At 66.7% G+C, this 25,825-nt stretch carries 25 protein-coding genes; 17 read left to right on the forward strand and 8 right to left on the reverse strand.

What is annotated here, in order from left to right:
* Nucleotides 1–113: 113 nt before the first annotated feature.
* The 5 genes from METFAM1_RS0115410 (at nt 114) to METFAM1_RS0115430 (ending at nt 6,494) form a co-directional block, all read left to right on the forward strand.
* Nucleotides 114–437: a hypothetical protein gene (locus METFAM1_RS0115410; RefSeq protein ID WP_019916291.1), complete on the forward strand. Its 324-nt coding sequence runs from the start codon at nt 114–116 to the stop codon at nt 435–437.
* Nucleotides 438–555: 118 nt separating this feature from the next.
* Nucleotides 556–1,779: a TolC family protein gene (locus METFAM1_RS0115415; protein WP_019916292.1), complete on the forward strand. Its 1,224-nt coding sequence runs from the start codon at nt 556–558 to the stop codon at nt 1,777–1,779.
* 42 nt (nt 1,780–1,821) lie between these two features.
* On the forward strand, nt 1,822–2,979 hold the full coding sequence (locus tag METFAM1_RS0115420; protein ID WP_019916293.1) for an efflux RND transporter periplasmic adaptor subunit: 1,158 nt from the start codon (nt 1,822–1,824) through the stop codon (nt 2,977–2,979).
* 48 nt (nt 2,980–3,027) lie between these two features.
* Complete coding sequence (locus METFAM1_RS0115425; RefSeq protein ID WP_019916295.1) at nt 3,028–6,129, forward strand: efflux RND transporter permease subunit; 3,102 nt, start codon at nt 3,028–3,030, stop codon at nt 6,127–6,129.
* Nucleotides 6,130–6,155: 26 nt separating this feature from the next.
* Nucleotides 6,156–6,494, forward strand: a complete 339-nt coding sequence (locus METFAM1_RS0115430; RefSeq protein ID WP_019916296.1) for a P-II family nitrogen regulator — start codon at nt 6,156–6,158, stop codon at nt 6,492–6,494.
* Between the two features lie 21 nt (nt 6,495–6,515).
* Here the strand turns inward: METFAM1_RS0115430 and METFAM1_RS0115435 are convergent, their stop codons facing one another.
* From METFAM1_RS0115435 to METFAM1_RS0115445, 3 genes are all read right to left on the reverse strand, one after another.
* A complete protein-coding gene (locus tag METFAM1_RS0115435) occupies nt 6,516–6,713 on the reverse strand; it encodes an oxidoreductase-like domain-containing protein (protein WP_019916297.1) in 198 nt (65 codons plus the stop codon).
* Complete coding sequence (locus METFAM1_RS0115440) at nt 6,710–7,072, reverse strand: Hpt domain-containing protein (protein ID WP_027490934.1); 363 nt, start codon at nt 7,070–7,072, stop codon at nt 6,710–6,712. Before METFAM1_RS0115440 ends, METFAM1_RS0115435 begins: the two co-directional genes overlap by 4 nt.
* 78 nt (nt 7,073–7,150) lie before the next feature.
* Nucleotides 7,151–7,477 carry a DUF1840 domain-containing protein gene (locus tag METFAM1_RS0115445; protein ID WP_019916299.1) on the reverse strand — a complete coding sequence of 109 codons (327 nt, stop codon included), beginning with the start codon at nt 7,475–7,477 and terminating at the stop codon, nt 7,151–7,153.
* A gap of 60 nt (nt 7,478–7,537) precedes the next feature.
* Between METFAM1_RS0115445 and METFAM1_RS0115450 the strand changes: the two genes are divergently transcribed.
* The 7 genes from METFAM1_RS0115450 to METFAM1_RS0115480 all read left to right on the forward strand — a co-directional run bounded on the left by METFAM1_RS0115450 (nt 7,538) and on the right by METFAM1_RS0115480 (nt 11,921).
* Nucleotides 7,538–8,428: an ROK family protein gene (locus METFAM1_RS0115450; protein ID WP_019916300.1), complete on the forward strand. Its 891-nt coding sequence runs from the start codon at nt 7,538–7,540 to the stop codon at nt 8,426–8,428.
* Nucleotides 8,429–8,543: 115 nt separating this feature from the next.
* Nucleotides 8,544–8,810: a BufA1 family periplasmic bufferin-type metallophore gene (locus METFAM1_RS0115455; RefSeq protein ID WP_019916302.1), complete on the forward strand. Its 267-nt coding sequence runs from the start codon at nt 8,544–8,546 to the stop codon at nt 8,808–8,810.
* Nucleotides 8,811–8,857: 47 nt separating this feature from the next.
* Nucleotides 8,858–9,691 (forward strand): MNIO family bufferin maturase, encoded by an 834-nt coding sequence (gene bufB / locus METFAM1_RS0115460; protein ID WP_232419784.1) that lies wholly within the window; start codon nt 8,858–8,860, stop codon nt 9,689–9,691.
* Entirely contained in the window at nt 9,675–10,460 is a 786-nt protein-coding gene (locus METFAM1_RS0115465) for an HvfC/BufC N-terminal domain-containing protein (RefSeq protein ID WP_024300754.1), read from the forward strand. Before bufB ends, METFAM1_RS0115465 begins: the two co-directional genes overlap by 17 nt.
* Nucleotides 10,457–10,921, forward strand: coding sequence for a DoxX family protein (locus METFAM1_RS0115470; RefSeq protein ID WP_019916305.1), 465 nt, complete (start codon nt 10,457–10,459; stop codon nt 10,919–10,921). The genes METFAM1_RS0115465 and METFAM1_RS0115470 overlap by 4 nt, the downstream gene beginning before the upstream one ends.
* Nucleotides 10,922–11,009: 88 nt before the next feature.
* Nucleotides 11,010–11,504: a hypothetical protein gene (locus METFAM1_RS0115475; RefSeq protein WP_027490935.1), complete on the forward strand. Its 495-nt coding sequence runs from the start codon at nt 11,010–11,012 to the stop codon at nt 11,502–11,504.
* A gap of 39 nt (nt 11,505–11,543) precedes the next feature.
* Complete coding sequence (locus tag METFAM1_RS0115480) at nt 11,544–11,921, forward strand: hypothetical protein (protein WP_019916307.1); 378 nt, start codon at nt 11,544–11,546, stop codon at nt 11,919–11,921.
* A gap of 111 nt (nt 11,922–12,032) precedes the next feature.
* Here the strand turns inward: METFAM1_RS0115480 and METFAM1_RS0115485 are convergent, their stop codons facing one another.
* Entirely contained in the window at nt 12,033–12,485 is a 453-nt protein-coding gene (locus METFAM1_RS0115485) for a PA2169 family four-helix-bundle protein (RefSeq protein WP_019916308.1), read from the reverse strand.
* Between the two features lie 145 nt (nt 12,486–12,630).
* Entirely contained in the window at nt 12,631–14,634 is a 2,004-nt protein-coding gene (locus METFAM1_RS0115490) for a methyl-accepting chemotaxis protein (protein ID WP_019916309.1), read from the reverse strand.
* Nucleotides 14,635–14,793: 159 nt separating this feature from the next.
* On the opposite strand from METFAM1_RS0115490, the gene METFAM1_RS0115495 reads away from it, so the two are divergent.
* Nucleotides 14,794–15,360 carry a GNAT family N-acetyltransferase gene (locus METFAM1_RS0115495; protein ID WP_269745027.1) on the forward strand — a complete coding sequence of 189 codons (567 nt, stop codon included), beginning with the start codon at nt 14,794–14,796 and terminating at the stop codon, nt 15,358–15,360.
* Between the two features lie 15 nt (nt 15,361–15,375).
* Here the strand turns inward: METFAM1_RS0115495 and METFAM1_RS0115500 are convergent, their stop codons facing one another.
* Nucleotides 15,376–17,121: a pyrroloquinoline quinone-dependent dehydrogenase gene (locus METFAM1_RS0115500; RefSeq protein ID WP_019916312.1), complete on the reverse strand. Its 1,746-nt coding sequence runs from the start codon at nt 17,119–17,121 to the stop codon at nt 15,376–15,378.
* Nucleotides 17,122–17,207: 86 nt separating this feature from the next.
* On the opposite strand from METFAM1_RS0115500, the gene dnaE reads away from it, so the two are divergent.
* The 3 genes from dnaE to METFAM1_RS0115515 all read left to right on the forward strand — a co-directional run bounded on the left by dnaE (nt 17,208) and on the right by METFAM1_RS0115515 (nt 22,161).
* On the forward strand, nt 17,208–20,726 hold the full coding sequence (gene dnaE / locus METFAM1_RS0115505; protein WP_019916313.1) for a DNA polymerase III subunit alpha: 3,519 nt from the start codon (nt 17,208–17,210) through the stop codon (nt 20,724–20,726).
* A 93-nt stretch (nt 20,727–20,819) separates the two neighbouring features.
* Nucleotides 20,820–21,305, forward strand: coding sequence for a WbuC family cupin fold metalloprotein (locus tag METFAM1_RS0115510; RefSeq protein WP_019916314.1), 486 nt, complete (start codon nt 20,820–20,822; stop codon nt 21,303–21,305).
* Nucleotides 21,306–21,432: 127 nt separating this feature from the next.
* The gene (locus tag METFAM1_RS0115515; protein ID WP_232416092.1) at nt 21,433–22,161 is read left to right on the forward strand and encodes a response regulator transcription factor; all 729 of its coding nucleotides are present in this window, start codon (nt 21,433–21,435) and stop codon (nt 22,159–22,161) included.
* 65 nt (nt 22,162–22,226) lie between these two features.
* Here the strand turns inward: METFAM1_RS0115515 and mscL are convergent, their stop codons facing one another.
* A complete protein-coding gene (gene mscL / locus METFAM1_RS0115520; RefSeq protein WP_019916316.1) occupies nt 22,227–22,655 on the reverse strand; it encodes a large conductance mechanosensitive channel protein MscL in 429 nt (142 codons plus the stop codon).
* Nucleotides 22,656–22,952: 297 nt separating this feature from the next.
* Here mscL and METFAM1_RS0115525 point away from each other — a divergent pair, with 297 nt between their 5' ends.
* Complete coding sequence (locus METFAM1_RS0115525) at nt 22,953–25,184, forward strand: AsmA family protein (protein ID WP_019916317.1); 2,232 nt, start codon at nt 22,953–22,955, stop codon at nt 25,182–25,184.
* Nucleotides 25,185–25,221: 37 nt separating this feature from the next.
* Here the strand turns inward: METFAM1_RS0115525 and METFAM1_RS0115530 are convergent, their stop codons facing one another.
* The gene (locus METFAM1_RS0115530; protein WP_019916318.1) at nt 25,222–25,641 is read right to left on the reverse strand and encodes a GlcG/HbpS family heme-binding protein; all 420 of its coding nucleotides are present in this window, start codon (nt 25,639–25,641) and stop codon (nt 25,222–25,224) included.
* Between the last annotated feature and the right edge of the window lie 184 nt (nt 25,642–25,825).

The following is a 25,825-nucleotide window of genomic DNA, read 5'->3' on the forward strand; positions in this document are numbered from 1 at the left end:
GGGGCGGCCACCGGCATGGAAGCTGCTTCGTGATGTTTCATGTTGCACCGCGAGTTGAAACAGTGGTTTCATGAAAGGGAACTTAAATTCTGTGCCGCGCGTCCGAACGCCTCATGAGTTCCGCCAGAGCCTTCCTGTTGATCGGTGTCCTGCTGTTTGCGCTGTCTGCCCTATGGGCCGGGCAGCGTGCGCTCGCCGATGCACCGGAACAGTGCGTGAGCTGTGCGTCTTTCGAATTTCCCGACGCGACCCCGACCGATGCCTACGGTGCGCTGATGCACCGTCTGGACCTGGCGGGCGATCCGCCGGACCCCTTCGTCGCCGAAGTGCCGCAGCGCGCGCGCGGTCAGGCGCGCCCCGAACAGATCGCCTCTGCCCTCGTCCTGCAGGACCCCGAGCCCGACCGGGTTCCGTTGCGCCCGCCCAGGCTGGGCTGAGGCGCGGCCGCCCGTCATCGCGGGCGCCGTCCATATCCGTTTCTTCACGACCTGCGCGGCATGCCGTGCGCGCAGGCGTGTTCGCCTGTTTCATCGTTCCCGTCAGGGCATCAGACTCATGAAAACAAAAGCCATCGCCCTTCTGGCCGCCCTCGGCCTGTGTGCGCACGCGGCAGGGGCCGCCGAGCGCTACACCCTGGGCCAGCTGCAGACGCTGGCCCTGCAGTCCAACGCATCGCTCGGCGCCGCACGTGCCGACGTCGATGTCAGCCGCGCCGACACCTTGACCGCCCGCGCCTATCCGAATCCGGAACTCGAAGTGATGGGCGGTGACCGCAATTCGCGCGGTCCCAATCTGGCGCCGGGTTCGCTCGGTTCGATCACGCTGTCGCAGCGCTTCGACTACCCGTCGCAGCGCGACGCCCGCCTGCGCGTGGCCGAAGCGGGCATCTCGTCGGCCATGTCGGGTGCCCAGGCATACGAGGTGGATCTGCTGACCCGCCTCAAGCAGAGCTTCTATGCAGTCATTCGCCACGAGCGCGAACTGGGCGCCGCTCGCGAGGACCTCGAACTGGCCAAGGCCATCCGCAACCGTGTCGAGGTGCGGGTCAATACCGGGGAAGCACCGCGCTACGAACTGATCCGCGCCGATACCGAACTGCTGAGCGCGCAGAAGAACGCCGACGCGGCTGAGCTGCGCATTGCGCAGTCCAAGGCGCGGCTGCGCGGACTGGTCGGCGGCGTGCTGCCGCTCGACTACGAACTGCAGGGCGACCTGGTGAACGACGTCGAGCTGCCGCCGCTGGAAAAGCTGCGCGAGGACATGCTGACGCGCAATCCGGAGATCGCCCGTCTGCGCGCCGAGATCGAGCGCGCGAAGGAACAGATCGAACTGGAGAAACTGCGCCGCATGCCGGAGCTGTCGTTCAAGCTCGGTCGTGATCAGGATCCGGAATACGAAGCCAACCGCATCGGCGTCGCCGTCAGCATTCCGCTGTTCGACCGCCGCCAGGGACAGATCGCCCAGGCCAGCGCGATCGGCGAACGCAATCGGATGGCACTCGAAGGGCGCATGTTCGAACTGCAGCAGCAGCTTGACGCCGCCTACCGGCAGTACGACCTGTCGCGCACCCAGGTGTCGGCACTGGAGAGCGGCATCGTGCGCCAGGCCGAGGCGGCGCTGAAGGTGGCCGAGGCGGCTTACAAGTTCGGCGAGCGCGGCATCCTCGAAGTGCTGGATGCGCAGCGCACCTTCCGCGCCGTCCGCAACGAGCTGATCAGCGCCCGCTACGAACTGATCAATGCCGTCGCCGAAATCGAACGCCTTGGCGCCCTGCGCTGATCCGGCTCACGCACAACGAATTCATCCACATTCCGATCCGTCATGAAACTTATCCAACGTCCCCTGCTGTGCGCCGGACTGCTCGGCGCTTCCCTTCTGCTCGGCGCCTGCTCCGAAGAATCCGATACCGCGGCACCGACGGCCGCCGCGGCGCCGGTCGACCCCAATCTGGTCCAGGCCGGTGACAACCTCGGCAACATCATCAAGCTCGGCACGGTCAGCCGCATGGAGCTGTCGGACACGCTGCGCGTGGCCGGCCAGGTCGATTTCGACGAACAGCGCGTGACCCGCATCGGCGCCACGGTGACCGGCCGGGTGACCGAACTGACCGCCATGCTGGGCCAGCAGGTGAAGGTGGGCGACACGCTGGCGGTGCTCAACAGCACCGAGCTGGGTGCCGCCCAGCTCGCCTACATGAAGGCGCGTGCGCAGGCGCAGCTGAACGAACGCAATGTCGAGCGCGCGCAGCAGCTGTTCGCCGCCGACGTGATCGGCAGCGCCGAACTGCAGCGCCGCGAGAGCGAACTGTCGATTTCGCGCGCCGAAATGCGCGCCGCCGCCGACCAGTTGCGCGTGCTCGGCGTGTCGTCGAAGTCGCTGGAGAAGCTCACGTCGACCGGGGCCATCAATTCGGTGTCGCCGGTGGTGGCGACGATGGCCGGCACCGTGGTCGAACGCCTGGTCGCCCAGGGTCAGGTGGTGCAGCCGAGCGAGGTCATGTTCACGGTGGCCGACCTGTCGCGCGTCTGGGTCGAGGCGGAAGTGCCTGAACAGCAGGCCGCTGCGGTGCGGCCGGGCCAGACCATCCAGGTCGAGATCCCGGCGCTCGGCCAGCAGCTGACGGCCAAGCTCATCTTCATCGCCGACACCGTCAATCCGATGACGCGGACCATCATGGTGCGCAGCGAGCTGGACAACAGCGACCGTTCGCTGAAGCCGGCGATGCTGGCGACGGTGCTGATCCAGGGACGGCCGACCGCGCGTCTGGTCGTGCCCGACACCGCCATCGTGCGCGAGAACAACAAGGACTATCTGTTCGTTGAGGTCGGTCCGCAGCAGTTCAAGCTGACCGAAGTCGCGCTCGGCCCGGCGATCGGCACCATGCGGCCGGTGCTGGGCGGCGTGGCCGAAGGCACGAAGGTGGTGACCGAGGGCGCCTTTCATCTGAACAACGAGCGCAAGCGCAAGGAACTCGAATGAGAACCGCACGACTTCGCGCCAACGCTGAACGGATGAACTGGAGACGCCATGATTGAATCCCTCGTGCGCGGGGCGCTCAAACAGCGCCTCGTCATCGTCGTCGTCGCGCTGTGTCTGCTGGCCTTCGGCCTCGACGCGGCGCGCAAGCTGTCGGTGGATGCCTTCCCCGACGTGACCAACGTGCAGGTGCAGATCGCCACCGACGCCACCGGCCGTTCGCCGGAGGAGGTCGAGCGCTTCATCACCGTGCCGATCGAAATCGGCATGACCGGTCTGCCCGGCCTGACCGAAATGCGCTCGCTGAACAAGCCGGGCCTGTCGCTGATCACGCTCGTGTTCACCGACAAGACCGACGTCTATTTCGCGCGCCAGCTGGTGATGGAACGGCTGCTCGAAGTGCGTGACCGCATGCCGTCCGGCGTGGTGCCGGTGCTCGGCCCGGTGTCCACCGGTCTGGGCGAGGTCTATCAGTACACGCTGGTGCGTCCGGACGACGGCGAGCGCGAGCTGACGCAGGCCGAACTGACCGAGCGCCGCACCATCCAGGACTGGGTGGTGCGTCCGCTGCTGCGCTCGACGCGCGGCGTGGCGGAAATCAACTCGCAGGGCGGCTACCAGAAGCAGTACAAGGTGCTGGTCAATCCGGATCGTCTGCGTCACTACCAGCTCACGGTCAAGGACGTGTACGAGGCCCTGGCGCGCAACAACGCCAATGCCGGTGGCGGCGTGCTGCCGCAGAACGCGGAGCAGTACCTGATCCGCGGCGTTGGTCTGGTGAAGGATCTGGACGACATCCGCCTCATCGTCGTCAAGGAGATCAACGGTACGCCGGTGTTCATCCGCGACGTCGCCGAGGTGGCCTTCGGTCACGCGGTACGCGTCGGCGCGGTGGTGAAGAACGGCACCACCGAAGCGGTCGGCGGCGTCGTCATGATGATGGCCGGCGGCAACGCCAAGGCCGTGGTGTCGGACATCAAGAAGAAGGTGGCCGACATCAACGACAACAACATGCTGCCCGGCGGCCTGAAGATCGAGCCCTACTACGACCGCTCGGAACTGGTCGATGCGGCGCTGGCCACGGTGATCAAGGTGCTGATCGAAGGTGTCATCTTCGTCGTCATCGTGCTCTACCTCTTCCTCGGCGACCTGCGTTCGTCGGTCATCGTGATCGCCACGCTGGTGGTGACGCCGCTGGTCACCTTCATGGCGATGAACCAGCTCGGGCTGTCGGCCAACCTGATGTCGCTGGGCGGTCTGGCCATCGCCATCGGTCTGATGGTGGACGGTTCGGTGGTGGTGGTCGAGAACGCCTTCGAGCGCCTCGGCCACGCGAAGGAGGAAGGCGAAAGCCGCATCCGCGTCATCCTGTCGGCGGTGATGGAGGTGGCGACACCGGTCATCTTCGGCATCGGCATCATCATTCTGGTGTTCCTGCCGCTGATGACGCTGCAGGGCATGGAAGGCAAGATGTTCGCGCCGCTGGCCTATACCATCGCCATCGCGCTGTTCGTGTCGCTGGTGCTGTCGCTGACGCTGACGCCGGTGCTGTCCAGCTATCTGCTCAAGGGCGGTGCCGATCACGACACCTGGCTCATCCGCATGATGAAGAAGCCGTATGTGCCGATGCTCGAGTGGGCGGTCGCCAACAGCAAGAAGACGGTGTCGCTGGCAGTGGCGGCCTTCATCGGCGCAATCCTGCTGCTGCCCTTCCTCGGTACCGCCTTCATTCCGGAAATGAAGGAAGGTTCGGTGGTGCCGGCGATGGACCGCGTGCCCAACATTTCGCTGCAGGAATCGCTGCGCATGGAGCGCGAGGCGATGCGCCTGGTGATGGAAGTGCCGGGTGTGAAGTCCGCGGTGTCCGGTGTCGGTCGCGGCGAGTCGCCGGCCGATCCGCAGTCGCAGAACGAGTCGACGCCCATCGTGTCGCTGAAGCCGCGTGACGAGTGGCCAGAGGGCTGGACGCAGGAAACCATCCAGGAGCAGATCCGCGAGAAGCTGAAGGCGCTGCCCGGGGTGAACATCATCATGGCGCAGCCGATTTCCGACCGCGTGGACGAGATGGTGACCGGCGTACGCGCCGACGTCGCGGTGAAGATTTTCGGTGACGACCTCGACCTGCTGAAGTCGAAGGCTGACGAGATCGCGCGCGTGGCGCGCGGTGTGCAGGGCGCGAGCGAAATCAAGATCGAACGCGTGACCGGCCAGCAGTATCTGACGGTCGAGATCGACCGCCCGACCATCGCTCGCTACGGCCTCAATGTGGGCGACGTGAACGACCTGATCGAAGCGGCCATCGGCGGCCGTCACGTGACCGACGTGTTCGAGGGCGAGCGGCGTTTTGCCGCGGTGGTGCGTCTGCCGGAGCGCTTCCGCGACAACATCGAGGCCATCCGCAACATGCTGGTGCCGACGCCGGAGGGCGCAGCCATCCCGCTGTCCAGCCTGGCGACCATCGACGTACGCGATGGCCCGGCGCAGATTTCGCGCGAAACCGGCAAGCGCCGCATTGTCATCGGCATCAACGTGGCCAACCGCGACCTCGGCGGTTTCGTGGCCGAACTGCAGCAGAAGGTGAAGGACCAGGTGCAGCTGCCGGAGGCCTACTACTTCGAATGGGGCGGCCAGTTCCAGAACATGGAACGCGCGCTCGGCCACCTGTCGGTCATCGTGCCGATCACCGTGGCGGCCATCTTCTTCCTGCTCTTCCTGCTGTTCGGGTCCTTGCGTTTCGCCACCCTCATCATCACCGTGCTGCCCTTTGCCTCGATCGGCGGCGTGATCGGCCTGTTCGTCAGCGGCGAGTACCTGTCGGTGCCGGCGTCGGTGGGCTTCATCGCGCTGTGGGGTATCGCGACGCTGAACGGCGTGGTACTGGTGTCCTACATCCGCGGTCTGCGCAACGAGGGCATGGAGCTGATGCAGGCGGTGGTGCAGGGCGCCAAGATGCGCTTCCGGCCGGTCATGATGACGGCCACCGTTGCACTGCTTGGCCTGGTGCCCTTCCTGTTCGCCACCGGTCCCGGCTCCGAAGTCCAGCGTCCGCTGGCCATCGTGGTGATCGGCGGTCTGATCACCTGCACGCTGCTTACGCTGGTGGTGGTACCGGCGCTGTACACCTGGTTCGACGACAAGCCGTTTGAAGCTTGAGCGAACATCGAAGACGGAGAGACGACATGAAGGAAATTCGCGCCATCATCCGGCCGAACAAGCTGCCGAAACTGCGCACCGTATTGCGTGAAATGCCGGGCTTTCCGGGCATGACGGTGAGCAAGGTCGAGGGCTTCGGTGCGCCGAGCGAACACACGCCGCACAACATCAAGGAGGAGCTGACGGACTACTCCGCCAAGGTGCGCATCGAAATCGTCGCGCCCGACGAGAAGGTCGACGACATCGTGCGTCGCATCATCAGCATTGCCTGCACCGGCCAGACCGGCGACGGTCTGGTCTGGGTGGTGCCGATCGACCGGGCGGTATTCATCAACAAGACCACCATCGGGTCGCCGCAGGGCTGATCCAACCTGCGCCCGCGCCGCTTAAAGGCGCGGGCGTTCTTCCGGATGCCGCTGCAGCCAGGCTGCGTAGCGGCGTTCGTACTCCAGCTTTTCTTCCTGATAGACGGTCCATACGCAGCGCTCGCAACCGGATTCGCAGCACTCGGAGTCCATCGGCATGGTGGGCGGAACGGGGGCGACATCCTCGTCGAGCGATGCAGCCGACAGCATTTCGGTCATAGGCGGAAACGGGCGGTGATGAGACGGGCCGCATTGTCGTACTCGCTGTCGAGCTGCGCCAGTGCGATCGTTGCTGCGCTGCAATCGGCGCCGCCCTCTCGCAGCGCGCATTCCAGCGCCTGGGCGCTCGCCGACAGGCTGGCCGCACCCACATTGCTGCAACTGCCTTTCAGCGCATGCGCGGCGCAGATGGCGTTACCGAGTTCGCCGTCGTGCATTGCCCGGCGCACGGTCTGCAGCGTGCGCGGCGTGTCGTTCAGCCAGGCACGCAGTACTTCGCCGATGACTGGTCCGAGCATGTCCTGCAATTCGGCCAATCGTGCGTCGTCGAGTACCGGGGGGGCTGTGGTGGTCGGCATGATGTGCTGAGGGTGTCGTCGGGTGAACAGTCGGTATCGCACACATCAACGACCGGCGCCGCCGCGCCTTGAGTGTCCTCAGCTTTCCCAGATCACCGGCTGTTTCGCCTTCAGCGAACGTTCGAGCTGTTCGATCAGCGGTGCGGCGCGTTGCGCCAGCGACACCGGCATCACCATGGCCGGCGGCTTTTCGTCGGCGCCGTCGTCGTCCTGCGGCTGGGCGCGCTCGGCGTCCCGGCTCGCGGCGGCGGCCTGTTTCAGCGCATCGATCGCGGCCGGCAGCTGCTCCAGCGTGATAATGCCCTTGGTGTCGAATGACTTGCCCATCAGCGACAGCAGCTGCTTTGCGTTGTCGCCGAACATGAGGGTGTCGGCGGTTGCACGTGACTTGAAAGTGATGATCATGAGAGCGGGAATCCTGTTGAAGGCGAACGCGATTGTCGCGCGGAAAGCGGTGGCGGCGCCATGCGCATAGGCGTCGATCTCGGCGGTACCAAGACCGAGCTGATCGCCATCGACGATGACGGCGCCGTGTGCCTGCGCCGGCGCGCGCCCACACCTGCCGGCGACTACGCGGCGACGGTGGCGCTGATAGCCGGGATGGTGACGCAGGCCGAGCGCGAACTGGGCGTGCGCGCCAGCGTCGGCATCGGCACACCGGGTTCGCAGTCGCCAGTCGACGGCCGCATGCGCAACGCCAATTCGACCTGTCTCAACGGCCAGCCGCTGAAGCAGGACGTCGAAGCGGCGCTCGGTCGTGAGGTGCGGCTGGCGAACGACGCCAACTGTTTCGCGCTGTCCGAGGCGGTCGATGGCGCTGGCCGTGGTGCCGACGTCGTGTTCGGCGTCATCCTCGGTACCGGCGTCGGGGGCGGCGTCGTGGTCCACGGTCGCGTGCTGCAGGGTGCCAATGGCGTGGCCGGCGAGTGGGGGCACAACCCGCTGCCGCCGGGCGACGACACCGGTGGTCTGGCGCCGGCCTGCTATTGCGGCCGCCACGGTTGCGTCGAAACCTGGTTGTCCGGTCCGGCGCTGGCGGCCGATCATCTGCGGATCAGCGGCGACACGGCAACGCCGGAGAACATCGTCGCCCGCGCGGCAGACGGCGACGCCGCCTGCGAGGCGACGCTGCAGCGCTACGAAGCGCGGCTGGCGAGGGCGCTGGCGGGTCTCATCAATCTGCTCGATCCGGACGTGATTGTGCTGGGCGGTGGCCTGTCCTCGATCGGGCGGCTGTACGAACAGGTGCCGCGGATGTGGGTGCCGCATGTGTTTTCCGACCGCTTCGTCACCCGTCTGCGGCCGCCGCTGCACGGCGATTCGTCGGGCGTGCGCGGTGCTGCCTGGCTGTGGTGAGCGCACCGCGAAATATTTCACGACGGCGGCGGTAAGGTTGTCGCCGGCCGCAGGTCTACTGCCGTGCAAAGCCATTCAGGCGGCTTAAAGCCTGTCACTTCAGAGGAGTACATCAATGAGCAAATCCGTCGCACTGCATGCCGCACTCGCTTCCGTCCTCGCACTGGGCGTGGTCGCCAACCCGGCTTTCGCCGCCGATGACAAGGGCAAGGAGAAGTGCTACGGCGTCGCCAAGAAGGGCGCCAACGATTGCGCGTCGGCCAACGGCAGCCACAGCTGCGCCGGACAGGCCAAGATGGACAACGACCCGAACGAATGGAAGTTCGTCGCCGCCGGCACCTGCGAGAAGATGGGCGGCAAGACGATGGCGCCGGGCAAGTAATCGGAGCGCAGCCGGCGCGCCCGCCGCGCCGGCAGTCGATCATGATCATGTCCTCCCCAACCGGCATCGGCCTGCGCCAGCCGCACTATGCACGTGTGCTCGAAGAGCGCCCACCGCTGGGCTTCGTCGAAGTGCACAGCGAGAACTTCTTTCACGACGGCGGCGCTGCGCTGCAGGTGCTGCAGCGAGCGCGCGAGTGCTACCCGCTGAGCCTGCACGGCGTCGGTCTGGCGCTGGCGTCGGCCGACGGCGGCGGCGATGCGCACGTCGAGCGGCTGGCCGCGCTGGTGGATCGCTTCGAGCCGGCGCTGGTGTCGGAACACCTGTGCTGGGGGCGCATCGACGGCCGTCACTACAACGACCTGCTGCCCTTTCCCTACACCAGCGAGGCGCTGGCGCTGGTTGCCGTCCGCGTATCCGCGCTGCAGGACAGGCTGAAGCGGCAGGTGCTGCTCGAAAACCTGTCCGCCTACGTGCAGTTCCGTGACAGCACGATGAGCGAAGCCGACTTCCTGGCCGAGCTGGTCTGCCTGACCGGCTGCGGTCTGCTGCTCGATCTGAACAATCTGTACGTGAATGCGCGCAACTTCGGCGGCGACCCTCTGGACGCGCTCGACCGCCTGCCGATGAACGCGGTCGGCGAAATCCATCTGGCCGGTCACGCAGTGACCGAACACGGCCTGATCGACACCCACGGCAGCCGCGTCTGCGATGACGTATGGGCGCTGCTGCGCGACGTGCGGGCGCGCGGCGTTATCGCGCCGGCGCTGATCGAGTGGGACACCGACCTGCCCGATCTCGACGTGCTGCTGGCCGAGGCGGCACAGGCCGACCTCATCGGTGGCCATCATGCGGAGCACCCTCGTGCCCGCGCTGCTTGAAGTCCAGCGCCGCTTCGGCGCCGCGCTGTCTTCGGTCGATGGCGAGCACGATGCGCTGCCGCTGCTGGCGGGCAACGACGTTCGCAATCTCGCGCTGCTGTCAATCTACCGCGCCACCTCGATCGCCAACGTCACGGCGGCGCTGCGGCTGGCCTATCCGGTCTGCCGACTGATCACCGGCGACGACTATTTCGACGCGCTGGCGCGCCGCTATCGCGACGATCAGCCGTCGCGTGACGGCGATCTGAACCGTTACGGCGAGCGCTTCGCTGACTTTCTCGATGATTTCGAACCGGTGCGCGAACTGCCTTATCTGCCCGACGTCGCCCGCCTCGAATGGCTGGTGCACCAGGCGACGATGGCCGCCGATGTGCGGCCGGCCGGCGGCGAACTGTTCGCCGGACTGGCGACTGAGGCACTGGCCGACCTGCGCCTGCACATGACGCCGGGTTTCGCGCTGCAGGCCAGCCGCTGGCCGGTGGCCGACATCTGGCTGCAGCACCAGGCGGACGCCGGCGACACCTTCGACATCGATCTCGGCCGGCCGCAGTGCGCTGCCGTCTGGCGCGACGGCTACCGCGTGCGCGTCTGTGCACTGGACCCGGCCACGCATGCGCTCTGGCAGGCCGTGCTCGATGACATGCCCTTCGGCGAAGCCTGGGCTGCTGCCAGCGCAAGCGACTTTCGATTCAACCTCGCCGCCGCCGTGTCGCAGGCCATCGCCTGTGGCTGGCTGCGCGCACCCGACGCTCAGGGAGAGCCCACATGAATGCCGTCATCCGCCTCTACGACTTTGCCGCGCCGTTCGCACGTCTGGCCGATTTCGGGCGCCCACTGCTGCTGCTCGCGTTGCGGCTCTACATTGCGTCGATCTTCTTCAAGGCAGGTCTGACCAAGATCGAGGACTGGGACACCACGCTCTTCCTGTTCACCGAGGAGTATTCGGTGCCGTTGCTGCCGCCGGCGCTGGCCGCTTTCCTCGGTACGGCCGGCGAACTGCTGCTGCCGCCGCTGCTCGCCATCGGACTGGCCGGACGCTTCGCCGCGCTCGGCCTCACCGTGGTGAACGCGATGGCGCTGCTGGCATACCCTGCGCTGTGGGCCTTCGACTGCCCGGCCGCGGTGCAATCGCACCTGTGGTGGGGTGCCGGCCTGCTGGCGGTGCTCGCCTTCGGACCGGGCATGCTGTCGGTTGATCACTGGATCGGCCGTCGGCGCGACGCGCGGTGAAACATCCGGCAACATTGCGTTCATCGTTTGCGGGAACATGACCGGCACCATGCCTGCCCCATTCATATTCCATCCAGGGCAAGGCATCGTGCAATCGAAAAAAAATACGCGGTACGCGCTGCTCGCCAGCGCCTGTCTGATCGTTGCCGCACCGGCTTTCGCCGACGAGGGCAACCATGTGCTGAGCCTGCAGCTCGGTCCCTACGTTCACCACTGGGACCACGATCCGGACCACAAGAACACGCCCGGCCTGATCGGCCTCGAATACATGGCGCCGTCGCAGTGGCTGGCCGGCGCCTCCTTCCTGCGCAACTCCTTCGACCAGCCGACCGAGTACTACTACGCCGGCAAGCGCTGGGATCTGGATTCGATCAGCTCCAATCTCTATGTGAAGGTGACCGCCGGTGCACTGCTCGGCTACACCGGCCGTTACGAGGACAAGATTCCGTTCAACCACAATGGCGTTGCCTTCGCCGTCATTCCGGCGCTCGGCTATCAGGTCGACCGTTTCAATGCACAGGTGGCGCTGCTCGGCACCGCCGGCGTCATGTTCACCTTCGGCATTGATCTGGCGAAGTGGTGAACGTAGGCTGACGCTCCAGCTATCCGTCGAGGTCCATCCATGTCCATCAGTCTGCTCGGCGCCGTCAAGGCGGTCCCCTGGGGCGACGTCATTGCCGCCGCACCGTCTGTCGTACAGGGCGCCAACGCGCTGTGGGAGCGTGTCGCGAAGAAGCGGAAGAAGGGTGAGGAGCCATCCGTCGTCGCGCCGCCCGGCGCCAGCGACGACGTGCGCATCGCTGCGCTGGAACAGGCGGTGACGGAGTTGCAGAAGGAGGCGCTCGCCTCGTCCCAGCTCATCCGCACGCTGGCCGAACAGAACGCGCAACTGGTGGGCGAGATCGGTGCGCTCAGGTTGCGCGTCAGCGTCATCACCATCGCCGGGACAGGGCTGCTGGTGTTCGTCGTCATCGCGCTGGCGACCATGCTGTCGCGTTGAGAACCGCTACGCCGCGGTCGATGCTGAAGCGCTGACTGCTGCGGAAGGGGATGGAAGAGGTGGTAAGCGGGACCGCCCGCAGGCGGTCCCCGTTGCGGGGGACGCGGCCGGTCAGGCCACGGCGCGGTACTGATCGCGCAGCATGCGGATCTGGTCGTGGTTGCGCTGCACACCGGCCAGCTGGCGCTGCACCACGATGCGCACGTCGGACGGCAGCGGCTGGAACAGCGCTTCGCGGTAGCGCTGCAGCGCTTTGTCCTCGCCGCGTTCGGCCTCGTTCAGCATGGCGACGTTGTCGTCGCCTGGCAATGCGCTGCGCAGCGACACCCAGCCACGATGCAGGGCGCCACTCACGGTGCCGCTGGTATCGGGTTCGCCGCCGGACGCGGCAACGATCTGCTGAAGTTCGAGTGCGGCCGCACGGCATTCCAGCGCGCGGTTGCTGAACAGCGCCTTGAGCTGTCCGGCCTGGGCGTGTTCGGCGCATTCGTTGAAGCCGTACTCGCCGTCCTTGCAGGTTTCGATCAGGGTGTTCAGGACTTCGATGACAGTGCGATTGCTCATGACGTCTCCTCGGTAATGAGTGCGGCGACTTGCCGCCGAGTCCTCATCCTAGGTGTGCGCTGCCATGAGGGCTGTGGGTGTCCGGCGTAGGACAGCGTAGTCCTGCGCCGACCCGGGCGGGATATCTTCCCGCCCGCGCCGTGGATTACAGCTTGAAGCGCCCGACCAGTTCGCCCAGGTGATCGGAGGCGCGGCCGATCTGCGACAACGTGGCCGAGGTGCGCTGTATCGCCTCGTCGGTGTTCTGCACCACTTCGGACGCCTGTTCCGCCGACTGCGCCAGCGCGGTGGTGGCGGCCGACTGTTCCTGCGTCGCTTCAGCGATCTCGCGTACCCGTTCGGCGGCGCGCTGCATGCCGGTTTCGATGCCGCCGATTTCCTCGGCCACGCGGGCGGCGCGTTCGACGCCCGATTCGACCGCCTCGCGCGTGCTGTTCATGCTCTCCACCGCGCGGTCGGTTTCGCTGTGCATGGCAGCGATCATGTCGCGGATTTCGGTGGTGGCGTTGCTGGTGCGCTCGGCCAGCTTGCGTACCTCGTCGGCCACCACGGCGAAGCCACGGCCCTGTTCGCCGGCGCGGGCGGCTTCGATCGCGGCGTTGAGCGCGAGCAGATTTGTCTGGTCGGCGATCTCGCGGATCACCTGCACGATGCCGTTGATCTGCACCGAACGTTCGGCCAGGCCGGTCAGCGAGCCGGCCAACGTTTCCATGCTGCCGGCGATGTCGCGCATATGCGTCTGCATGCCGCGCACTGCCTCGCCGCTGCGTTGCGACGCGGTGTGCGTGTCCAGCATGACGCCATTGGCGTCATTGGCGTGACTGGCGATATGGCCGATCGACACGGTGATTTCCTCGATCGTTGCCGCGTTGTCGCCGGTGGTGCCGGCCAGTGAGCGCGAGCTGCCGGCGATGTGGCTGGTGGCGTCCGACACTTCGCGGATGCCGCCGACCAGCGTGTGGCTCTGGTCGCGCACTTCGATGAACATGCGCTGCAGGCTGCCGAGGAAGGCGTTGACCGAGGTGGCGACACGACCCAGCTCGTCGCGGCTACCGGTCTCCGGCAGGCGGCGCGTCAGGTCGCCTTCACCGCTGGCCAGCGCCTGCATCGCGTCGGCCAGGGTTTCCAGCGGCCGCGTCATCGCGCCGAGCAGCGCGAACAGCACGCCGGCGGTCAGCAGCACGCTGACGATGCCCATGACGATGGCGGTGTTGCGCAGTGCGTTGGCCGATGCGGTGATCACGTCTTCCGGCACTGACACCACGCTGCCCCACCAGGCGTCGCCGTCGCTCAGCGACACGCGCTGCAGGAAATGACGCACGCCGGCGGCGTCGCGCCACTGCAGGCTGCGACCTTCGCCCAGTGCGGCCAGTGCGTCGGCCGGCAGATCGGCGGCCGGTTTGCCGATGCGGGCGGCGTCGGCGTGTGCGACGACGAGGCCGGACGGCGCATACAGCGCAACGGTACCGACGTCGAAGGGCTTGATGCGACCGAGATCCTCGGCCAGCTGGCCGAGCGCCATATCGACGCCGGCGATGCCGGCGAAGCGCCCGTTGACGGCCAGCGGCTTGACCAGCGAAGTGATCAGCATTTTCTTGCCGCCGACCACGTATTCGTACGGTTCGGCGAGATAGGCGCGACCGGTCTTCTTCGGCTGCTGGTAGTAGTCGCCGGCGCCCGGCTTGTCGTAATCGACCAGCGGTTCGACCGACAGCTTGTCGCCGCTGCGGCTCCAGTAGGGCACGAAGCGGCCGCTGGCGTCATGACCGGGGCTGCTGGCAAAGTCGGCGTCGCGACCGTCGAAGGTGTTGGCTTCCCAGCCGGTGTAGACGCCCAGCAATGCCGGGCGGCCTTCCAGCGTGCGACGCAGCAGACGGCTGACCGCGTCGCGGTCGGGCGTGCCCTTGGCGTGCAGGCCTTCGAGCGACAGCGCCAGCGTGGACGACACCGCCATCGCTTCGTCCAGATCGGCGCCGACGTCGTGGGCGACCGAGGCCGCCACGCTTTCGGCGCGCGCCAGACCCTGTTCCAGCACCGCCTGGTGACTGCGCCAGGCGAGCACACCCAGCGTGACCGAGAAGCAGAGCAGGACGGTGATGACGGTGGATGCCAGCAGCTTGGTGCGCAGACTCAGGGCGTGCAGATTCATGATCGACCTCGTTCTGGAGTGAGAAGGGGTTGACGACGATCAAGAAAGTTTCTTTAGGGGAAAAATTTGTGAACGCAATGCACCATTTCCAGTCGGGCTGGAAGGGCGTCGTCAGACCGGCTATCTTCTTCGCCCCGTAACGTCCGATGCTGCCCGACCGTGGATATCCTGACCCCGAGACTGTTGCTGCGACCGATGAGCGCGGATTTCCTGCAGGCGTCGGCCGACGGCTGCGGGGTGCCGCACCTGTCGGCGCTGATCGGTCTGACGGTGGCCGAGGACTGGCTCGCCGAGGCCGATCTGGCGGCACTGCGCCTGGCCGACCTGCAAGCCGACCCGGACTACGCGCCGTGGTCGGTGCGCGCCATCGCCCTGCGCGACAGCGGTGAAATGATCGGTCACGCCGGCTTCCACACGCGGCCGGCGCCGGAATATCTGCTGCCCTATGCGCCGGATGGCGTCGAGACCGGCTACACCATCTATCCGCCGCACCGCCGCCGCGGTCACGGGCGCGAGGCGCTGGTCGCGCTGCTGCGCTGGACACATCTCGATCAGGGCGTGCCGCGCTTCATCGCCTCGGTGCGGCCGGACAATCTCGCCTCGTGCTCGCTGCTGGCCAGCACCGGTTTCCGCCGCATCGCCTCCTTCATCGACGAGGTCGACGGGCTGGAGTACGTGATGCGGCTTGATCCACCGGCGCTCAGGCGTCTGCTCAAGACGTCCTGAGCCTGCGCGGCGCGGTCAGTCGGGCAGCCCGAACACGACGACCGCGTCGCCCTGGCGGTAGCCCCAGATCGCGCTGCCGCCAGCGGCCACCGCGACGTAGGGCTTGCCGTCGAGCACGTAGGCGATCGGCGGCGCGTTGACGCCGGCGCCGGTCTGGAAGCGCCACAGCCGCTTGCCCGAGAGGCTGTCGAAGGCCGACAGATGTCCGTCGCCTTCGCCGGTGAACACGACGCCGGACTTCAGCGCCAGCACGCCGCCGATCAGCGGCTGACCGGTCTTCACCGTCCACTTGAGCCGGCCGCGCTTCTTCAGGTCGATCGCCGCCAGCACGCCCCATTGCGCCTCGTCCGCCGGTTCCATGCTGTCGTAGCGTTGCGCCGGCTTGTCGGCGGTGGCCGCACTTTCCTTGATCCAGTAGCGCATCGGCATGTGCATGGCGGCGACGAAGGCCAGACCGCGCTGCGTGTCCAGCGCGGCCGGTGACCAGTTCACGCCGCCGGCCACGCCCGGTGTGATGCGTGTGCCTTCGCGGCTGGCGGCGGCGAACAGATTGTCCTGCGGCACGAAGGCGTCGGACTTGTAGAGCAGGGCTCCGCTGGCCCGGTCGTGCACGTAGAACCAGCCCAGCTTGGACGCCTGGCCGACCGCCGGCACGACGCGGCCGTCCGCCTCGCGGTGCTCGAACAGCAGCGGCGGGCTGGCCACGTCGTAGCCCCACTTGTCGTGCGGAATCTGCTGGAAGTGCCAGGCGTGGCGGCCCGTTTTCGCGTCGATGGCGACCAGCGAGGCGGTATAGAGATTGTCGCCCGGGCGAGTGCTGTCATTGATCTGCGGGCTCGGGTTGCCAGTGCCGAAGTAGAGCAGGCCGGTCTTCGCGTCGTAGGCCGGCGCGTTCCACACCGAGCCGCCGCCGTATTCCCAGGCGTCGGCGTACTTGCCGGCATTGGCGCGTTCCTCGGCGATATTGCGGTTCAGCGGCAGGCCATCGGCGGTGCGCTCGACGAAATCGCCCTCCCAGCCGCCGTCCTGAGGTTTGCGCACGGTGTCGAACTGCCACACGCGCTTGCCGGTCTTCGCGTCGAAGGCGGCGAGGAAGCCGATGCCGCCGTACTTGCCGGCGATGCCCACCACCGCCGCCAGCTGGCCGGCGCGTCCCTGGGCGTCGATGTGCAGGCCGTAGCCGACGCCGTTGATGCCGACGATCACCTTGCCGTCCACCACCAGCGGCGCCGCGGCCGCACCGACGCCTGAACCGCCGCCGACTTCGCCCTTGATGCCTTCGCCGCTTTCGGTGATGGCTTCGTCCGGCCGCGCCAGTTCGATGTCCCAGACCGGTTTGCCGGTGGCCGCGTCGAGCGCCACCAGGCGGGCATCGACAGTGGCGACGAACACGCGGCCGTCGTCCACCGCGACGCCGCGATTGGCCGGGCCGCAGCACAGCTTCTCCGTGCGCTTTCGGTGCGTATAGCGCCACAGCTCGGCGCCGCTGCGCGCATCCAGCGCGACCACGTGCGAACCGGGCAGCGACACATACATCCTGCCGCCGGTGACGATAGGCGTCGCCTGGAAGGTGGCGGCGACGCCGCTCTGGTAGATCCACTTCGGCAACAGCTTTTTCACCGTCTTCGGCGTGATGGCCGGCACGTCGGCCAGTCGCGTGTTGGCGTGGTCGAGGCCGAAGGTGGGCCAGTCGCGGTCCTTCTGTGCGGCGGCGGGCAGGGCGAGCGCGAGCAGCGCGAGGGTCAGGAGGTGGCGGCGCATGGTGTCCGGCGGTGACGGAAAGCGACGATGCTAGCGCAGTCACCCCTGCAGTCGTTACGTTCGGCGTGGCCGAGTAAAATCGCGGGATGAGCTCCGACAGCACCACCCTCTCCCCGGCCGCCGAGGCCCCCACACCTTTCGTCCACCTGCGCATCCACAGCGAGTACTCGGTGGTCGATGGCATCGTCACCGTCGATGCAGCGGTCAAGGCCGCCGCGAAGGACGGCATGCCGGCGATCGCCATTTCCGATCTCGCCAACGTGTTCGGCCTGGTCAAGCTGTACAAGGCGGCGCGCGGCAAGGGCGTGAAGCCGATCTGCGCGGTCGATGTCTATGTCAGCAACGACGCCGAGCGCGACAAGCCGCATCGCCTGCTGCTGCTGGCGCGCAACCGCGAGGGCTACGGCACCTTGTGCCGGCTGCTCACCCGTGCCTACCTGGAAAACAAGTACCGCGGCCGCGCCGAGCTGCGCCGCGAGTGGCTGGAGCGCGACGGCGAGGGCACGGCCGGCCTGATCGCGCTGTCCGGCGGCATGCTGGGCGACGTCGGCATGGCGCTGCTGGCCGGCAATATGGATTCGGCACGCCGTGCGGCGGCCGAATGGCTGCGGCTGTTCGATGGCGACTTCCATATCGAACTGCAGCGCGCCGGCCACCCGAACACCGAAACCTATATTGCCGACGCCTGCGCGCTGGCGTCCGAAATGGACATTCCGGTGGTGGCCACGCATCCGGTGCAGTTCATGTCGCCGGACGACTTCAAGGCGCACGAGGCGCGCGTCTGCATTGCCCAGGGTTATGTACTGAGCGACAAGCGCCGGCCGCGTGATTTCACCGAGCAGCAGTACTTCAAGACCTCGGCCGAAATGGCGGCGCTGTTCGCCGACATTCCGGAAGCGCTGCACAACGCGGTCGAACTGGCGCGCCGCTGCAATCTGACGCTGACCCTGGGCAAGAACTACCTGCCGCAGTTCCCGACGCCGCCCGGCATGACCATCGACGAGTTCATGATCGCCGAGGCGAAGGCGGGCCTGGAAATGCGGCTGGCCCAGCTCTATCCGGACGAGACGCTGCGCGAACAGAAGCGGCCGGAATACGAGGCGCGGCTCAAGTTCGAGTGCGACACCATCATCCAGATGGGCTTCCCCGGCTACTTCCTGATCGTGGCCGACTTCATCAACTGGGCGAAGAAGAACGGCGTGCCGGTCGGCCCCGGACGGGGGTCGGGCGCCGGTTCGCTGGTCGCCTATTCGCTCGGCATCACCGATCTCGATCCGCTGGCCTACGCGCTGCTGTTCGAGCGCTTCCTGAATCCGGAGCGGGTGTCCATGCCCGACTTCGACGTCGACTTCTGCCAGGACAACCGCTGGAAGGTGATCGAGTACGTGCGCCAGAAGTACGGCGCCGACGCGGTGAGCCAGATCGCCACCTACGGCACCATGGCCTCGCGCGCGGTCATCCGCGACGTCGGCCGCGTGCTCGACATGGGCTACAACTTCTGCGACCAGCTGTCCAAGCTGATCCCGGTGGTGCAGAACAAGCCGCTGTCGCTGGCCGAGGCGCGCGAACAGGCGCCGCAGCTGGCCGAGCGCGAACAGGCGGAAGAGGAGGTGCGCGAACTGCTGCGCCTGGCCGAACCGCTGGAAGGCCTCACCCGCGGTGTCGGCATGCACGCCGGCGGCGTGCTGATCGCGCCGGGCAAGCTGACCGACTTCTGCCCGCTCTACCAACAGGACGGCGACGACGCCTCGCCGGTGAGCCAGTTCGACAAGGACGACGTCGAAGCCATCGGCCTGGTGAAGTTCGACTTTCTCGGCCTGCGCAACCTGACCATTATCGAGCTGGCGGTCGACTACATCGAGCGCATGACCGGCAAACGGCCCGACCTGCTGAGCCTGCCCTTCACCGATCCGGCCGCCTACCAGATCCTGAAGGACGCCAATACCACCGCCATCTTCCAGCTTGAATCGGAAGGCATGAAGAAGCTGCTCGGCAAGCTCGCGCCCGACCGCTTCGAAGACATCATCGCCGTGCTGGCCCTCTACCGCCCGGGGCCGCTCGGCTCGGGCATGGTGGATGACTTCATCCTGCGCAAGAAGGGCCAGCAGGCGATCGACTATTTTCACCCGGACCTGGAAGCCTGCCTGTCGCCGACCTACGGCGTCATCGTGTACCAGGAACAGGTGATGCAGATTTCGCAGATCATCGGCGGCTACACGCTCGGTGGCGCGGACATGCTGCGCCGGGCCATGGGCAAGAAGAAGCCCGAGGAGATGGCCAAGCACCGCGAAACCATCGCCGCCGGTGCGAAGGAGAAGGGCTACGACCCGGCACTGGCCGAACAGCTGTTCGACCTGATGACCAAGTTCGCGGAATACGGCTTCAACAAGTCGCACACCGCCGCCTATGCCGTCGTCACCTACCACACCGCCTGGCTGAAGGCCCACCACTGCGCCGCCTTCATGGCCGCGTCGCTGTCGTCCGACATGGACAACACCGACACGGTGAACATCTTCTACCTCGACGCGAAGAAGAACCGGCTCACCATCCTGCCGCCGGACGTCAACGAGTCTGAATACCGCTTCGTGCCGGTGTCGCGCAGCGAAATCCGCTACGGCCTCGGCGCGGTCAAGGGCACCGGCGAACAGGCGGTGAACTGCATCCTCGAAGCGCGCAAGTCGGGCGGGCCGTTCAAGGACATTTTCGATTTCTGCCTGCGCGTAGACCGTCGCATGGTGAACCGCCGCACCATCGAGGCGCTGATCCGCGCCGGCGCCTTCGACGCGACCATCGCCGGCACGCCGCACGACCGCAACACGCTGATGAGCAGCGTCGCGCTGGCGATGGAAGCGGCCGAACAGGCGGCGGCCAACGCGCACCAGGGCGGCCTGTTCGACGACGCCCCAAGCGGCACCGGCGCGCGCGCGCCGGAGTATGTGCAGGTCAAGCCGTGGAGCGAGCGCGAAAAACTGGCCAACGAAAAGCAGGCACTCGGCTTCTATCTGTCCGGCCACCCGTACAACAGCTACGCGCAGGAATTCTCGCGCTTCGCCCGGCGCAAGCTGGCCCAACTCGAATCGTCGCGCGACCCGACCGTGGTCGCCGGCCTGGTCGTCAGTTCGCGCGTGCAGATGACGCGTCGCGGCAAGATGGCCTTCGTGGCGCTCGACGATGGCACGGCGCAGATCGAGGTGTCGGTGTTCAACGAACTGTACGAAGCCTCGCGCAACAAGCTGCGCGAGGACGAGGTGCTGGTGGTCGAGGGTAGGGCGCAGTTCGATGAATATTCGAATTCGATGCGCGTGGTGGCCGACAGCCTGCTCAGTGCCGGCGAGGCGCGTGCCCGCTTCGCGCGCCGGCTCGAACTGAAGCTGAACGGCGAAGTGGCCGCGCTCGGCGCGCACGCCGCCTGCGCGCGGCTGCGCAGTCTGCTCGAACCTTTCCGCGCCGAAAGCGGTTGCGCTGTTCGCCTGCACTACCGCAGCGACGACGCCGTCGCGCCGCTCGATTTCGGCGATCCGTGGCGGGTTAGGCTCGACGACGCGCTGTTCGACGGTCTGCGCGACTGGCTGCCGGCCGACGCGGTATCGGTGGCCTACGCATGAGTGCCGGTTTATGAGCGCCCTCGCCCGGCCGCCCGAAGAGGGCGCTCGTCCTCCCTCGGGGAGGTGGTCACGCAGTGACCGGAGGGCCGTCGCATGAGCGCGCGCTGGCTCGACCGGGCACTGCTCGACGCCGTGGTAGCCGAGGCGCAGCGCAGCCCGCGCCGGCGGATGAACCGCAACTTCCATCCACACGACGATCATCCGGCGCACCGCCTGCTCAATGCGATCGAACCCGATAGCTATGTCAGACCCCACCGACATCTCGATCCGCTGAAGGATGAAACCATCCTGTGCGTGAAGGGTCGATTGGGCTGCATCCTTTTCGACGACAGCGGTGCCGTGCAGGAAACCTGCGTGCTGGCGCCCGATGGCGAGCGCTTCGGTGTCGATATCGCGCACGGTCAATTTCACAGTCTGGTGGCACTCGAACCCGGTTCTGTCATGTTCGAGGCGAAAGCCGGACCCTACCGTGCGCTGACCGAGGCGGAATTCGCGACCTGGGCACCGGCGGAGGGCGAGCCGGCGCGGCGCTGGCTGGACTGGATGCACAGTCTGTTCGATGGCGAACGGATGCGCTGACCCGCGTACTGGGGCATACTGCCCTGCAGGCCGGAGGTCACGAAATTACACAGTCACCCTTCAGTCCGCGTTGCGCGTGCCGTGAACGCTTTCTGAACCGGTTATTTCCTACGGATACAGAATCGCCGTGCAGACCGCCCGAATAGCATTGCTCGAAGACGACCCGGTACAGGTCGAAATCCTTGGCAGCTGGCTGCGTGCCGCCGGCCATGACATCCACACCTTCATGCGCTCGCGCGACCTGATGCGCGAAGCCGTGCGGGAAAGTTACGACCTGCTGCTGATCGACTGGGAGCTGCCCGATCTGCCTGGCGCAGATGTCCTGCGCTGGCTGCGCAACGAGCGCGGGCTGACGACCCCGGTCATCTTCGTCACCGCGCGGCAGGACGAGAACGACATCGTGACCGCGCTGGCAGCCGGCGCCGACGACTACATCGTCAAGCCGGCCCGGCGCATGGAACTGCTCACCCGCATCGAAGCCGTGCTGCGACGCAGCCGTCCGCCGGCCGATCAGCCGGTGATCGACGCCGCGCCCTACCAGTTCGACATGAATTCGCACACCGCCCGCCTCAACGGCGAGGTGATAGACCTGACCGAGCGCGAGTTCGAACTGGCCGTTTTCCTGTTCCGCAACGTCGGTCGCCTGGTGTCGCGCGGCCACCTGCTTGAATCGCTGTGGGGCCGCAAGGGCGACGTGCCGACGCGCACCGTAGACACCCACATGTCGCGCGTGCGCTCCAAGCTCGCGCTGCGGCCGGAGAATGGCTACCGCCTCGCCTCCACCTACAACTACGGTTATCGGCTGGAGCGCGTCGCCGACGACGGCAAGCGGGCGGAAGAACAGCCGGCTGCCTGAGCCCTAGGCGCACCAAAGAAAAAAAGGAGCCTCGCGGCTCCTTTTTTCTTTTTGATGACCGCCTGTTACTTCTGCAGCGAGTCGCGGATCTGGCGCAGCAGCACGACCTCTTCCGGCGGCTCGGCCAGCGCCGCCGGCGCGGCGGGCTCCTCGCGCTTCAGCCGGTTGATCTGCTTCACCATGATGAAGATGATGAAGGCGAGGATGACGAAATTCAGTGCGACGGTGAGAAAGCTGCCCCAGGCGAACACCGGCACGCCAGCTTTCTTCAGCTCGGCCAGTGTTTCCGGCACGCCCGGCGGCACGTCCTTCAGCACGATGAAGAACTGACTGAAATCGAGGCCGCCGAACAGGGCGCCGACGATGGGCATGATCAGGTCCGCGACCACCGAATCGACGATCTTGCCGAAGGCTGCGCCGATGATGACGCCGACCGCCAGGTCGACCACATTGCCCTTCATGGCGAAGGCTTTGAATTCGGACATGAAGCTCATGCGGTTCTCCTCTTTCGGTGGGGATGTCTGACGTATGCAGCCAGCGCGAAGATAGCACAGGCGACTGTGTGCGCTGCGCCCCGGCCGGCGCGCAGGCTTCTCTGTTACGCTCGCGGACCATCGTGCTCATCGAGTGTCCGCTCGGGCGCTGTCATCCTGAACGGTCGCCATCGCGCGCCGCGGTTCGTCGTTACCTGATTCGCCTGCCATGTCCTGAAGTGCGCCCGCCTGGCGGCGCGCGCCGCGGCGTGGCCGGAGGTCGGCGACCCCGGTCCGCCTGTTTCGCATGGAGAAGGCATGAAAGTACTGAAATACGCAGCATTCGCGCTGGGCGGTATTGCAGCGCTGCTGGCCGCCGTCGTGCTCTACGTCGCCATCACGTTCGATGCGGCGAAGCTCAAGGACGAACTGAAGCGCGTCGTACAGGAGCAGAAGCAGCGCACGCTGGACATCGAAGGTGATGTCGACCTGTCCTTCTACCCCAATCTCGGTCTACGTCTGGGTCGCACCACGCTGTCAGAGCACAGCAATACCGAACGTTTCGCACAGGTCGACGCTGCACGCGTGTCGGTCGCGGTGATGCCGCTGCTGTCGGGCTCACTGGTGGTGGACGAAATCCGCATCGAAGGGGCCTACATCCAGATCACGCGGCACAAGGACGGCAGCTTCAACTTCAGCGACCTGCTGTCCGACGACAGCGATGACAGTTCGCCGGTCAGGTTCGACGTCGCCGGACTGAAACTGTCGCGTTCCGCGCTGGCCTTCCGCGATGAGGCCTCGGGTGCCGCGCACCAGCTGGAAGAGATCGAACTGTCGCTCGGCAAGCTGGCCAATGCCGCGCGCGGAAAACTCGATCTGGCGGCGCACCTGAAGTCCACGCAACCGGCCATCGACAGCCGCATCGTGCTGGCCGCCACCTACGATTACGATCTGCCGGCCCAGCGCTATGCGCTCGACGATCTGAGCGCGAGGGTCGATGGCGAAGCGCTCGATCTGCAGGCGCTGAAGGCGACGCTGGGTGCTTCCCGCATCGCGCTGGCGGGCGAAGGACAGCTGGAGCTGCAGAAGCTGCAGCTCGACGCCGTGGCGACCCGCGATGGCGAGGCGCTGAGCGCCAAGCTTGCGGCGCCGGCGGTTCAGCTGGCGGACGGCACACTGCGCGGCGGCGATGTCAGCTTCAGCGCGCGGCTCGAATCGAAGGCGCGCGCCGCGGATCTGGCGCTGCAGTTCAAGGGGCTTGAGGGCAGCGCGGAGGCGGTCAGCGCCAGCGGTCTGCTGCTGAACGTCGATGCGCGCATGAACGACGCCACCGTCAAGGCCTCGCTGCAGACGCCTCTGAACGTGCGCATCGATGGCCCGGCCATCGATCTGCCGGCGCTGGACGGCACCGTCGATGTCGCCCACCCGGCGCTGCCGATGAAGACGGTGAAGCTGCCGGTCAAGGGCGCGCTGCAGGCCGACGTCGGCAAGCAGATCGCGGCGCTCGACCTCGCCACCCGGCTCGACGACAGCCAGATCAAGCTGAAGCTCGGCGCCACCCGGTTCGATCCGCTGGCGCTGAACTTCGATGTCGACATCGATCGCCTCGATGTCGACCGCTACCTGCCGCCGGCGAAGGCGGACGCCAAGCCGGCCGGCAATGCCGACGACACGCCGGTCGACCTGTCGGCGCTGCGCGACCTCAACGCCAGCGGCAGCGTCAAGGTGGGCGAACTGCAGGTGTCCGGCGTTCGGATGACGAATGTGCGGCTGACCGTGAAGGCGGCCAATGGCAAGGTCGATGTCGCACCGCTGTCGGCGGCGCTCTACCGCGGCACCGCCAGCGGCGCGCTGAGCCTGAACGCCGACGGCAACCGCATTGCGCTGAAGCAGACCCTGGCCGACATCGACATCCATCCGCTGCTCAAGGATGCGGCGGACAAGGACCTGCTGGAAGGCCGCGGCAACGTGTCGCTCGATCTGGTGACGGCCGGCGGCACGGTCGGTGCGCTGAAGAAGGCGCTCGACGGCAGCGCCTCGCTGAAGTTGCGCGATGGCGCCATCCGCGGCATCAATCTGGCGAAAAGTCTGCGCGAGGCGAAGGCGGCGCTGGGCGGCGGCACGTCGGCGGCGCAGAAGGCGAACACGACCGAAAAGACCGATTTTTCGGAAATGAGCGCCAGCTTCCGCATCAAGGACGGCATCGCACGCAATGACGATCTGACGGCCAGCTCGCCCTTCCTGCGCCTGGCCGGTGCCGGCACCATCGACCTGCCGAAGTCCAGTCTCGACTACCTTGCGAAGGTGACGCTTGCGGCAACCAGCAAGGGTCAGGACGGCAAGGCGGCGGCCGACCTCAGGGGCGTCACCGTGCCGGTGCGCCTGTACGGGCCGTTCGCCAGCCTGGACTACAAGATCGAGTTCGGCGATCTGGTCAAGGACGCCGCGCGCGCCAAGGTTGAGGAACAGACGCAGAAGCTGCAGGAAAAGGCGAAGGAGAAGGTCCAGCAGCAGGTCGGCGACAAGCTGAAGGGCCTGCTCGGGCGCTGACGCCCGGCCGTGGGGCCGGCGGGCCAGCGCCCGGTGGTCAGAGCGGAATTTCCCAGCTGGCGCCGATGGCGGCGATGCCGGCGCGGGCGACGATGGCGTCCTCGCTCGACTTGACGCCGGATACGCCGACGCCGCCGACGCATTCCCCATCGACAATGATCATTTCGCCGCCTTCCAGCGGCAGTACCGGCATGCGCAGCGCGGCCAGACGGCCGCTGTTCACGACGTCCTCGATTGCCTTGCTCGGCTTGCGCGCCAGCGCGCAGGTGCGGGCCTTCTCGGGGGCGATCTGGGTGCTCATCGGCGGTGCGCCGTCGAGCCGTTGCAGCCACATCAGGTTGCCGCCGTCGTCGACGATGGCAATGGTGACCGGCCAGTTGCGTTTCAGTGCTTCGGCCTCGGCGGCGGCAGCGATCTGCTTCGCGTCGTCGAGCGTGAGGGTGAGGCGGCTCTTCATTCGGTTGTCTCCGTCAGGTTCTTGGGCTGACGAGGAATCCCGGTGCGTGCGCACGCGGTATTGCGATTCCCCGGCGACGCTTGGCCGTGACGGGTGGTCCGGCGGGGCGCAGGCGCGGAAGGTTGTTCGCGCGCACTGTGCGTCAGGCTGATTCGGCTGGAGGGTGTTCCGCTCGCGGTACAGA

The organism is Methyloversatilis discipulorum, assembly GCF_000527135.1.
Lineage (GTDB): Bacteria > Pseudomonadota > Gammaproteobacteria > Burkholderiales > Rhodocyclaceae > Methyloversatilis > Methyloversatilis discipulorum.